Annotated in this window: 10 protein-coding genes; 9 read left to right on the top strand and 1 reads right to left on the bottom strand. The window is 46.5% G+C overall.

What is annotated here, in order from left to right:
* Window positions 1–3: 3 nt before the first annotated feature.
* The 5 genes from O1D97_RS05280 to O1D97_RS05300 all read left to right on the top strand — a co-directional run bounded on the left by O1D97_RS05280 (window position 4) and on the right by O1D97_RS05300 (window position 8,181).
* Window positions 4–2,877: a DEAD/DEAH box helicase gene (locus tag O1D97_RS05280; protein ID WP_269123513.1), complete on the top strand. Its 2,874-nt coding sequence runs from the start codon at window positions 4–6 to the stop codon at window positions 2,875–2,877.
* A gap of 101 nt (window positions 2,878–2,978) precedes the next feature.
* The gene (gene mobH, locus O1D97_RS05285) at window positions 2,979–5,120 is read left to right on the top strand and encodes a MobH family relaxase (RefSeq protein WP_269123514.1); all 2,142 of its coding nucleotides are present in this window, start codon (window positions 2,979–2,981) and stop codon (window positions 5,118–5,120) included.
* Between the two features lie 48 nt (window positions 5,121–5,168).
* Window positions 5,169–6,989 carry a conjugative transfer system coupling protein TraD gene (gene traD, locus O1D97_RS05290; protein ID WP_032482152.1) on the top strand — a complete coding sequence of 607 codons (1,821 nt, stop codon included), beginning with the start codon at window positions 5,169–5,171 and terminating at the stop codon, window positions 6,987–6,989.
* 9 nt (window positions 6,990–6,998) lie between these two features.
* Window positions 6,999–7,559 (top strand): conjugative transfer protein, encoded by a 561-nt coding sequence (locus tag O1D97_RS05295; protein ID WP_269123516.1) that lies wholly within the window; start codon window positions 6,999–7,001, stop codon window positions 7,557–7,559.
* Entirely contained in the window at window positions 7,546–8,181 is a 636-nt protein-coding gene (locus O1D97_RS05300) for an IncC plasmid conjugative DNA transfer DtrJ family protein (protein WP_213916555.1), read from the top strand. Before O1D97_RS05295 ends, O1D97_RS05300 begins: the two co-directional genes overlap by 14 nt.
* Window positions 8,182–8,207: 26 nt before the next feature.
* Here the strand turns inward: O1D97_RS05300 and O1D97_RS05305 are convergent, their stop codons facing one another.
* Window positions 8,208–8,795, bottom strand: a complete 588-nt coding sequence (locus O1D97_RS05305) for a P-loop NTPase family protein (protein ID WP_269123520.1) — start codon at window positions 8,793–8,795, stop codon at window positions 8,208–8,210.
* Between the two features lie 288 nt (window positions 8,796–9,083).
* Here O1D97_RS05305 and traL point away from each other — a divergent pair, with 288 nt between their 5' ends.
* Genes traL through O1D97_RS05325 form a run of 4 tightly spaced genes read left to right on the top strand, consistent with a single transcriptional unit; the run spans window position 9,084 to window position 12,160 of the window.
* Window positions 9,084–9,365: a type IV conjugative transfer system protein TraL gene (gene traL / locus O1D97_RS05310; protein ID WP_000433891.1), complete on the top strand. Its 282-nt coding sequence runs from the start codon at window positions 9,084–9,086 to the stop codon at window positions 9,363–9,365.
* Window positions 9,362–9,988, top strand: a complete 627-nt coding sequence (locus tag O1D97_RS05315; protein WP_000667170.1) for a TraE/TraK family type IV conjugative transfer system protein — start codon at window positions 9,362–9,364, stop codon at window positions 9,986–9,988. The genes traL and O1D97_RS05315 overlap by 4 nt, the downstream gene beginning before the upstream one ends.
* On the top strand, window positions 9,969–10,868 hold the full coding sequence (locus tag O1D97_RS05320) for a TraK domain-containing protein (protein ID WP_346433181.1): 900 nt from the start codon (window positions 9,969–9,971) through the stop codon (window positions 10,866–10,868). The genes O1D97_RS05315 and O1D97_RS05320 overlap by 20 nt, the downstream gene beginning before the upstream one ends.
* A gap of 2 nt (window positions 10,869–10,870) precedes the next feature.
* Window positions 10,871–12,160, top strand: coding sequence for a TraB/VirB10 family protein (locus tag O1D97_RS05325; protein WP_169650375.1), 1,290 nt, complete (start codon window positions 10,871–10,873; stop codon window positions 12,158–12,160).
* The last annotated feature ends 32 nt before the right edge of the window (window positions 12,161–12,192 follow it).

A 12,192-nucleotide genomic window follows, 5' to 3' on the forward strand; every position in this document is an offset into this window, starting at 1 on the left:
TAAATGAGTGACGATGTAAAAGTAGCCAATCAAATTAGTGCTCGACTCTCTCTTCGTAATCCACAAGAAAAATCATTGCAAATTTTGTGTGATGTTCTTGAACAAATGGAATTGAGCAAAGATCCAGATTTGAATCGTTGGATTGAGGTATTAAGGCCACAATATCTTTCATTGAAAAAATTTGAACGTGATTTTCCTTCACTGTGTTTTGCACTGGCAACAGGTGTGGGTAAAACACGCTTGATGGGGGCGATGATTGCTTGGTTGTATTTGACCGGTCGCAGCAGACACTTTTTTGTTCTTGCACCTAACTTAACGATTTATGAGAAGCTGAAAAAAGATTTCCTTATGGGGAATCCAAAGTATGTTTTTCAAGGGATTCCGGAGTTAGTTCAAACACCACCTGTAATCATCACTGGTGATGATTATGAGGATGGTCGCGGTGTGCGATTAGACTATGCTGTTGCTGCGACAATGACAGGTGATTTATTTGCAGGCGAAGAGGCGCCACATATCAATATTTTCAACGTTTCGAAAATAAACGCGAAAGACAATAAAGTGGGCGCTAACAAATCTAATGATCCAAAAATGCGTCGATTGCAAGAGTATATTGGTGATTCGTATTTCAACTACCTTGCTGATTTGCCTGATCTTGTCGTTATTATGGATGAGGCACACAGGTACTATGCTTCTGCTGGTGCAAAAGCATTAAATGATCTGAAGCCTGTATTAGGTATTGAGCTTACTGCAACGCCCAAAACTGTTGGCTCAAAACCGAAAGAATTTTCAAATATTATTTATCATTATCCATTAGCAAGTGCTTTGAATGATGGGTATGTCAAAACACCAGCTGTTGCAACACGCAAGGAATTCAAACCTAGTGATTACTCTCTAGAACGCTTGGAGGAAATTAAATTAGAAGATGGCATTCACCATCACGAGTATGTGAAAACAGAGTTGGCTAGTTATGCAAACAATGCAGGAGTTAAGCTAGTTAAACCATTCATGCTTGTAGTGGCACAGGATACGTTACATGCAGAAGTCTTGAAGAAAAAAATTGAAGATGATTCTTTCTTTGAAGGTGCTTATAAAGGGAAAGTTATAACCGTTCACTCCAATCAAACTGGTGAGGAGTCAGAGGAGACGACTCAGAGATTACTTGCAGTTGAGCATGATAAAGATACGGAAATTGTGATTCATGTTAACAAGCTAAAAGAAGGATGGGATGTTACCAATCTCTATACTATTGTGCCTCTTCGTGCTTCTGCATCTGAAATTTTGACCGAGCAAACCATCGGTCGAGGGCTTCGTTTACCTTATGGAAAGAGAACAAATGTAGAGGCTGTTGATCGGTTGACGATTATTGCGCACGACCGATTCCAAGAGATTATCGATCAGGCAAACAATAAAGAGTCCATCATCAAAAAGACTCTTTATATAGGTTCCAGTGATGAAGATGATATTCCAGAAAAAAAACCTAAGCAGATTTTCGTACCTTCAATGGTGGATTACGCTTTAGGCAATAAGCCTGTTTACATTGACAACAGTTCAATAGGTGATGGGCGAGCGAACTATGAAGTAGGACGTTCGAAACAAATTGATAACTCTGATTCGAGCGATAATGCAACAAGCAAAGTATATAGCCCAACGCAGAAGAAGATTGCTGAGCTTACTGTTGCCATTGTTCAGCAAGAAGCAAAAAATCTCGACAGCAGTAAGCAACTGACAGCGGAGCACGTTAAAAAACACATTACTCAGCGTGTTCATCAAGTCGCGAAAGAATTATTTGTTATGAATGCTGAGGGATCAAATAGGGTGACTGAAGGGTATAACCACTCTGTTGCACAAGAAAAAGAGCAAGTCGAATTATTTGATGCCGCTACTGTAGATGAAATTGTTTCAACCGTTACACATAAAATCGCAGAATATACCATAGACATTCCCAAAATCGTGGTGCTTCCTACTCGTGATGTTAACTATGGTTTTAATGACTTTGATCTTTCAGGTTTGGGACGTATTTCTCTTAAACCACAGTCTAATGAAATCATCATAAGCAATCTGGAGACCAGTCAAATCAGTTCGATTAACTGGGAGCAAAGTGCTGTTTCAGAAGCTCGGCTTGAAAACTATTTGGTATTTTACCTCATGGATCACGACGAGATTGATTACGATGAGCATGCAGGAATGCTTTATAAGCTATCTGGTCAAATGGTTGCGCACCTAAAAAGCTATTTGAGCGATGTTGATGCAGAGGGAGTTCTTAAGTCGGCAGGCCGTATCTTAGCCGATTTTATTTGGTCGCAAATAAAACAGCACATGTGGACAACGCCAACTGACTATGTTGGTAGTGTGACTCAAGGTTTTGATGTGTTAAAACCTACTACTTTCAACTTTGCTAATGATGAGGAACCTAGAGACTTCCGTGCACCAATACCACCAGGGCAAAAGAACAAAGTAAGGCAGATGCTTTTCACTGGTTTTGACCGCTGTTGTTACCCATATCAGAAATTTGATTCAGTAGATGGAGAACTTCGTTTAGCTCAGGTGCTAGAGCAAGATCGAACAGTAGTTAGATGGATGAAACCAAGCCCAGGACAGTTCCGCATAGAATACCGAAGTGGCCAAAACTATGAGCCAGATTTTGTTGTTGAAACAGAAACGCTTTTCTTGTTAATGGAGCCAAAAAAGGCGAAAGAGTTGGAAGATGTTGATGTAATTGCTAAAGCAAAAGCTGCAACAAGGTGGTGTAGTTATGCGAATAAAAACGCAGCTAAAGTTGGCGGAAAACCTTGGCATTACGTTTTGTTACCTCATGATGCTATTACTTTATCAAGAACTGTTGATGGCCTTTTGAGTGAATTTGAGTACAAAGATTGACTAAATTGGCGTGATAGTGGCGATAGTTAGAAATTTTCATAACCTATCTGAATAGCAGCTCAGAAAGAAAGCCCAAATAATGTTTTTATTTGGGCTTTCTTATGTTCAAACTGTTTAATAAGCATGGTGAGAAAAAGGTAGATTTAATTTCTACAGAAATTCCACGCTACCCGCCATTCTTGAAGGGGTTGCCAGCAGCGTCCCCCGAGGATTTACAGTCCACACAAGACGAGCTAATAGCCAAACTGCGCCAGGTACTTGGCTTTAACCTGCGTGATTTTCAACGGTTGATTCAGCCCTGCATTGACCATCTGGCGGCCTATGTTCACTTGCTGCCAGCTTCTGAGCATCACCACCATAGTGGTGCTGGTGGTTTATTACGTCATTCGTTGGAAGTTGCTTTCTGGGCGGCACAAGCAGCTGAAGGGATCATCTTTGTTGCCAGTGGTACACCGGTTGAGAAAAAAGAGCTAGAGCCAAGGTGGCGTGTCGCGGCGGCTCTTGGCGGTTTGTTCCATGATATTGGTAAGCCTGTTTCAGATTTGTCCATCACAGATGAAGATGGACGCTATCAGTGGAACCCTTTTTTAGAAACCTTATCTCAGTGGACCACTAATAACAGCATTGAACGCTATTTCATTCGCTGGCGCGACGGACGTTGCAAGCGGCACGAGCAATTCTCAATTCTGGTGTTAAACCGGGTGATGACACCTGAGTTGCTCGCCTGGTTAACCCAGCCGGGCCCTGAAATTTTGCAAGCCATGCTGGAGGCAATTGGCAATACCGATCCCGAGCATGTCCTTTCTAAACTGGTTATTGAAGCTGACCAAACCAGTGTCCAGCGAGACCTGAAAGCTCAACGAATTTCCGTTGACGACAATGCCCTTGGTGTCCCAGTCGAACGCTATCTACTTGATGCCATGAGGCGATTACTTGCCAGTTCCCAGTGGTTAGTTAATCAGCGAGACGCCAGAGTCTGGGTACGAAAATCGAATCAATCAACCCATCTTTGCCTGGTTTGGAAAAGCGCGGCTAAGGACATCATTGAGCTTTTGGCCAAAGACAAGATACCTGGCATTCCAAGAGATCCCGATACCCTTGCGGACATCCTCATTGAGCGAGGATTGGCCACGAAATCCGCCTCAAATGAGCGATATGAAAGCCTTGCCCCTGAAGTGCTGATCAAAGACGACAAGCCAATCTGGTTACCCATGCTGCATATATCTGAGGCCGATTTATTGTTCAGCTCGAATGTGCCAAGTGGTGTTACGCTGTTTAGTAAACCTGAGTGGGAAGCAACACAACAAACACAAGCAGAACCTCAGAGTCGTTCCAGTGAGCATCCAGACTTGCCTGAAGAGTCATCATCAATCGAACATAGAAAATCGGATGAGTCACCATCGACAAACTCGTCCGACCAAGATGATGAACTTCGCCATGCCAGTGATGTTAATCACCTTCAGGCAAATGAAAATGCTCCAGGTGATGGATGTAAAAAGCCTAACAATTCATATGATGGCGCTATCTCAAATAACGTAAACCAGCACGATGCAGAAGCATTGAATCTCCCTGAATTTTTGGCGTGGCTTCCAGAGGCCAGCAGTGCGTTGGTCATGGTTGGTGAACAGATACTGATCCGCTATCCCGATGCAGTAAGGCCTTGGTGTGCGCCTCGAAAACTGCTTGCTGAACTCAGTCGATTAGATTGGCTTGAACTAGATCCCGCAAACCCGACACGTAAGGCCAGAACTGTTACTACGAAAGATGGCGTTCAGGAGCAAGGGTTGCTGCTGAAAGTATCGATTTCTAAAGGGCTTACTTCACTGATAGACATCTCCAAACAAGACGCAGAATCAGCGGCAGCAATTCAGAACGAAGAGGCTTCACAGCGTCCGAGTCGAACTGAGACAACCAATGCCCAAGCAAAAGAACCCGCCACAAGAACGGAGCGAAAGCAAAAGCCGATTGCGGCCAATGCGAACTCAATTACAGACCCCAAACACGAGCAGCGGCAAAAGATGGTTAATTTTGTGAAAGATTTGCCCATCTTACTGACCGATGGCGATTACCCAGACGTGGATCATAGTGCCGATGGTATTCGCGTCACGATACAAACCTTACGCCAAGTCGCCAATGAGCATGGTATTCCAGCCGGACAGCTGCTTCGGGGGATCTCGGCCAGTGACCAATGCCAGTTTGATGAGGGGGAAACGGTTCTGTTTACCGCTCACGCTGAACGTTAATCCATTTTAAGTTGAGCAGATTGCAAACGGTTATTTTGCGGAGCATGAATGAAAGAAAACGCATACGAGATGCCCTGGCGCACGAACTATGAAGCCATGGCAGCAGCAGGTTGGCTGGTCGGAGCAACTGGGGCAATTGCCGCAGAAATGCTGACAGAGTTACCACCTGAGCCATTTTGGTGGATGACAGGGATTTCCTCGGGCATGGCGTTGTATCGCCTTCCTGAGGCTTATCGCCTTTATAAGTTGCAGATGGGGCTAAAAGGCAAACCATTGGCATTTATGGAGCTGTCGCATTTGCAAAAGGTGATGGCAAAACATCCTGATGAATTGTGGTTAGGGTATGGCTTTGAGTGGGATCAACGTCATGCCCAACGCGCTTATGAAATCCTAAAGCGGGATAAGCAAACCTTGCTTAACCAAGGTCACGGCAAACAAATGGGTTCAACCTGGATTCATGGTGTTGAGCCCAAAGAAGAAGATGTGTACCAGCCAGTTGGTCACACAGAAGGCCATACCTTAATTGTCGGCACAACCGGTGCTGGAAAAACCCGTTGCTTTGATACGATGATCACTCAGGCCATTTTGCGCAATGAAGCCGTGATTATTATTGACCCCAAGGGAGACAAAGAACTTAAGGATAATGCACAGCGAGCCTGTATTGCCGCCGGTAGTCCTGAGCGATTTGTGTATTTTCATCCGGGTTTTCCAGAGCATTCAGTACGTCTTAATCCCCTGAGAAACTTTAACCGGGGCACTGAAATTGCTAGCCGAATTGCGGCCTTAATCCCATCTGAAACCGGTGCTGATCCATTTAAAGCCTTTGGTCAAATGGCACTGAATAACATAGTGCAAGGTCTGTTGCTTACGTCACAACGTCCTGATCTGAAAACACTGAGACGATTCTTGGAAGGTGGCCCAGAAGGCTTGGTAGTAAAAGCCGTCACGGCCTGGGGGGAGCAGGTGTATCCGAACTTTAGTGTGGAGATCAAGCGCTTTACCGAAAAGGCCAATACCTTGGCTAAACAAGCTATGGCGATGCTGCTTTTCTACTACGAACGCATTCAGCCCGTTGCCGCCAATACTGATTTAGAGGGGCTATTGAGTATGTTTGAGCATGACAGAACCCACTATTCAAAGATGGTGGCCTCATTGATGCCGGTGCTCAATATGCTCACATCAAGTGAACTAGGTCCATTGCTATCACCGATTGCAAACGATGTGGATGACAGCCGGTTAATTACGGATTCTGGCCGTATTATCAACAATGCCCAAGTGGCCTATATCGGGTTGGATTCATTGACCGACGCCATGGTTGGCAGCGCCATTGGTTCGTTGCTTTTATCCGATCTCACCGCCGTGGCCGGTGACCGCTATAACTATGGTGTTGAAAATCGTCCCGTAAATATCTTCATCGATGAGGCGGCTGAAGTCGTCAACGATCCCTTCATTCAACTGCTCAACAAAGGCCGTGGCGCAAAAATGCGTTGTGTTATTGCTACTCAGACCTTTGCTGACTTTGCAGCTCGTACAGGCAGTGAAGCTAAGGCTCGCCAGGTGTTAGGTAACATCAACAACTTGATAGCCCTTCGGGTGATGGACGCCGAAACGCAGCAGTACATTACTGACAATCTGCCTAAGACTCGGTTGCAGTACATCATGCAAACTCAAGGTATGTCGTCCAACTCGGACAGCCCCGCGTTGTTTACCGGCAATCATGGCGAACGCTTGATGGAGGAAGAAGGCGATATGTTTCCACCGCAGTTATTAGGCCAGCTTCCCAACCTGGAGTACATCGCCAAGCTTTCAGGTGGCCGCGTGATCAAAGGCCGCATTCCTATTTTAACCAGCTCTACACAGGCAGCATAAGGAGTCTGTATGCATCATTCTGTCTGTCTGAAAATGACAACACTTACCAGTAAAGAAATGCTCGCTCAGTGGCAGCAACATAACCCCCAGTTCAAGGAAACCTTAAGACTGCTTGAAACCGACTGGCCTCATGCTTTGGCCTCGGTGTATTGCTTGGCGGACTACTTAACGGATGCGTTCACGTTAGATGGCCATTCCATCTTTGATTTGTGTCTGTGTAATGGCTTGGGCAGTTATGAAGAAGTTAGTTGTGATGATGACAGTGTACGCCTTTGGCATTTCATTGAGGCACTGACCTGGACTGCCGCCAGTGCTTTAACTGGGATTCGCCTGCGTGATCCTGACCATTTCGAGTGGGCCGCCGTGGATGGTGTGTATTTCCACGCCTGGATTCGTAATCGTCCAAATCGGATGGCGTATTTGGCTGAAGGACGCATCGACGTGCGTTATGTCAGTGGCCATACGACGACAAAACGGCTTCAACAAGTGATTAAAGCCCGGATTATGACGCCAACCGTTGCAGCCATGCTGGCGCGAGTAGAAGAGGATGTTTGGCATGAGCAAGCATAAGTCGGTTTGGCTGCTGTGTCTGGCACTGATGCTGGAGATTATTGCCATTGGCGTGTTAGTGCCCGGTGATTGGACTGGCCGGGTTATTAGTAAAGAGAAGCAGATGATCCAAAACCAATTGGGCGCACAAACAAGCTATTGGATTGGTCAAACTAGCCATCGCTGGTATCAGTCATGGGTTGTGGATACGCAGATGGAGCAATCTGTGCGTGATTTTCTGATCCCCACTGAAGAGCAGCGACTTCGTTCTAAAGGGATGGAGAACATGGGAGGCTTTTGGTTCGTCTGGGTAGAAGACCGCATTCAGGCATTTTTTGATGTGTTGTACCAGGTGTTTACTCGATTTGCTTTGCTGATGGTCTGGTTACCCTTTGCGCTTATTCTCATGTTACCGGCGTTGTGGGATGGCTTAATGACCTGGAAGATTAAGAAGACAACCTTTGATTTTTCTAGCCCTATCATTCACCGCTATAGCATGATAATTCTGGGTTCAGGCGTCATCTTACTGTTTATGGGATTGTTCGCCCCGTTGGCCATTCCACCTGTGATGTTACCGTCGCTGATCATCGGTTTAGCATTGATGGCAGGGTTGGCGTTAAGTCACTTGCAGAAGAAGATATGAGGCCAGTTAGGCCTCATCTTGTAGAGCTAAAACCTTACGCCTACGGTATTGCCGTTCTCATCTTCAGCTGGCAAATGATAAGTATCAATAAGGTGACCTTGAAGCCAAATATATTGCGGCATCCAAAACGAGTACTGTCGTATAAGAGCCAATACTTCTTTCAGCGGTTTGTTTGCGTGAGGTTCGGCAAGACGGAAGTACATGAATGAGCAATAATCTCGAAAGTACTCCTGAAGCTCTGAATCCGATAGCGTTTCTTTTAGCGGCCTGTTTTGTTCGTCGTCCTCGTCAGGGGAGTTGACATAAATTTCAAATAGCTGCTTTTCAGTAAGCATTTCCAAGAAGTGGTCTTCAATTAAAACCCCATCACTGGTATCGACATCCATACCATCTTTGACATCAAAAGCCATGACACATCCTGAAGATAATGCCACTTCTGATGGTTTCAGTGCGTCATTAGCTTGTACAACCTGATGCCAATGATTAAAACCAGCAGATACTGCAATTTCATCGAGTGCTTCAGTGTGTGTAATGGATGTTTCACGTTTAAGCTTTCGTGCTTTTTGCTTTAAACGTTCAACCGTGGCAGAGGAAATGATTTTAGTAATTTGCATTGAGTTTCTCCTATTAGCGAATACGGTGCCCACTGCCGAGGTCGCAGAAAAAACCTAAGCAAAAAATAAATTTGATATGCATGTCGTCCCGTCCGGGTTTGCTAAAGTGGGCAGCTGGTCTCGACACGACCAATATCCCCATCATATCAACAGCATTAAAAAGATCAATTGTTAGTATTGTCTTAGTAGAACCCTCAAAACCTTCAAGAATTCGGCATCTAGCTGACCACTGAACCTGTCAATCTCAAGGCATTCTTCATTTCTCAATTCAAACAACGAGGAGTGACTATGGAACCTGTGAGTATTCCGTCCTATATCGATGACCCGCCGCACTTCCTGCTTTGGAGTGCCGATGAGATGGCTCCCATTCTGTTGGGGCTAGTGATCGGCATTTTTACCGGTAATGCCTTGGTTTTATGCCTGTTGGGGTTGGTGACAACCAAGCTCTATCGGCGTTTTCGTGATGGTCGCCCTGATGGTTTTATTCTTCACGCCATCTACTGGGCTGGGCTGTTGCCAACCAAAGCCAAGACGATCCCTAACCCATTTATCAGGAGCTATCTGCCGTGAAGTTCGACGTGTTTTTAAAATCATGGCAAGGCACGCAATTAGAGAACCGATGGCAGCGGTTCCTGATTGCAGTGCTGGTGCTATCTAATTTGCTGCTTGCGGTAGCGGCATTTTCTCGCAATACAGTGGTAGCCATTCAACCACCAACCTTGTCTGAAACGGCTGAAGTGTCACGAAACCAGGCTACTCAGCCTTACTTGGAATCCTGGGGGCTCTATCTGGCTGAGCTTATGGGCAACGTGACGCCGGGTAATGTGTCTTTCATCCGGGTTGCCATTGAGCCGCTACTTTCTCCAGCGGTGTACCAGCAAGTGGTCGATGCACTGGAGATTCAGGCAAGACAAATCCGCGAAGACCGGGTCACGCTCAAATTCCAACCCAGACAAGTGGAGTATGAGTATGAAACCGGGCATGTCTTTGTGACCGGCTATTCCTTGGTCTCTGGGCCATCTGGAGATGAACAGCGCCAAACTCGCACCTATGAGTTTGACATCGATATTGAGCAATACCGTCCAAAACTTAGCTGGATGGATACGTATGAGGGGCAAGCTAGAACGAAGCGCGTTCGTGAAAAGTTGACCCAAGAGCAAAACCGGAGGGTGAATGATGCGAACCAAAATTAGTCGATGGATGACACCAAGCTTAATCGCAATGAGCTTGAGTGGCGTCCTGTTATCTCAAGCGTCGTATGCAGACGTGGAATTGCCGATTGTGCCAGCCAGTGTGATGAAGCAGTCTGCTACTGCAAATCCACCGGTTCAAACCAATACGGTTTCAACGGATGTGCCAACAACGCTACTGATGACACCGGGGATTAATGAACTGATCCCTGTAGCACTTGGCCATCTGAACCGGATTGTGACGCCGTTTGAATCGCCTCAGGTGAGAACAACCAGTGATGCTCAGACGCAAATCAAGGGGAATGTTGTATATGTGGCCACGGACAAAGAATCACCGGTTTCACTTTACATCACTCCGCCTGGTCAGGAAGCTACCGCATTATCTGTCACCTTAGTACCTCGTCGTATTCCACCGCGTGAAATCACCTTAGCGATTGATGGTCAGCAGTGGCCTATTAAGGGCGTCGTGAACCGAAAAGCCGCCACTTGGGAAACGGCTCAGCCATACGTCGATAGCTTACGTGATTTACTCAGACGCCTTGCACTAAATGAGTTACCACAAGGCTATGACATCCGTTTCGCTGGCCAAACTGACACAAGCCCGAAATGTTTTCAGCCGGGCTTAAAGTTTGGTTTTAAGCAGGGGCAAATTGTGACGGGACATTACTTCACCGTCTATGTAGGACTGGTTGAAAGCTTTGCCGATGAGCCGATAGAAGCCAGAGAAATAGCCTGTCATGCACCGGATATAGTGGCAAGCGCCTACTGGCCTCGCAATATCTTGTTGCCGGGTGAAAAGACTGAGTTGTATGTGGTTGTTCGCAATCATCGTGAAGAAGCGGTGGAAAGTCTGCGACCTTCGCTTCTTGTGGGAGGTGAATAACGATGAAAGCACAATGGGAACAAATGAGCCCGAACATGAAGCGGGGTCTATCGGTTGCTGGTATTGCTGGTGGTCTCATCCTTATGGTGATGGTGTTTTCACCTAATCCTGACGATGGCTCAAGCAGTCGGAACCGGCAGGAAACGATCCGGCACATTCTTACGGATACCAATACTCGTGATGTTGGGGTCGATAGTTTGGCTGCGAACGTAAAACTACTCAGTGAGCGCAATGAACAGTTACGTCGTGAAGTTGAGCGCTTGCGTCGTGACGTCGATTCAGGACGGCTAAGCCCTGGTTCGCCTTCTATACCAAGTGAAGTCAATGCGGAGCTGGCCCGCCTTAGAGCGGAACTTGATGATGTTCGCGCTGGAGGTGATGCAGCAGTTGAAGGCACAAATAGCCGCTTTGAAGTGCCTTTATCTGCCATGGAATTGCCTAAAGAAGAAAAGCCATTGCCGTCTAACCCAGACGACTATTTTGCCAATGCGCCGCTGCCTGATCCGCTCTATCAGCAGCCAGCCAATGGCCAAGGCACACGAGCTCGGGATGTTCCATTGCCGCCAATCACGATTCGTATGATTGAGCCTGAAGTGGTTGCCGAACCAGACGTTGTTGTGCAAGAAGCGCCGCCTTTGTATCTACCGGCGGGCAGCATCATCTCAGGTACTTTGATCACGGGTTTGGATGCCCCTACTCACGAGTCCGCAAGACGCGAGCCTTTTCCTGCATTGCTGAGGATTCAAAAGGAAGCCATTTTACCCAACCGATTTAGAGCGGATATCAAAGAGTGTTTCTTGATCGCCGCAGGTTACGGTGATTTGAGCTCTGAGCGTGCTTATTTGCGAGGCGAGACCATTTCATGTGTGAGAGAAGATGGTGGCGTCATTGAAACACGACTGGATTCTTATGCCGTAGGTGAAGACGGCAAAGCCGGTATTCGTGGCCGATTAGTGTCGAAACAAGGCCAGCTGGTGGCCAAATCGATGATGGCCGGATTCCTTCAGGGCTTGGCAGGCGCATTTGATGTGAATCCTGTTCCGACGATTCAGACGGGTAATGCCGGTGATACTCAGTTGTACCAGCAAGTCATGAGCCAAGAAGCATTACAGGGCGCTGCGATTAAAGGCACAGGTAAAGCATTAGATCGAGTGGCCAAGTTCTATTTGGACATGGCTGAAAATATGTTCCCAGTCATAGAGGTAGACGCTGCAAGGAAAATTGAAGTCATAGTCACTCGTGGGGCCTCATTGTCATTGGCCACTTCACAAGGGGGAGGTGCAAGAAGATGAAAAAATCCTGCATGTTGCTAACCGATCGAAGT

Source organism: Marinomonas phaeophyticola, assembly GCF_026966905.1.
Taxonomy (GTDB): Bacteria; Pseudomonadota; Gammaproteobacteria; order Pseudomonadales; family Marinomonadaceae; genus Marinomonas; species Marinomonas phaeophyticola.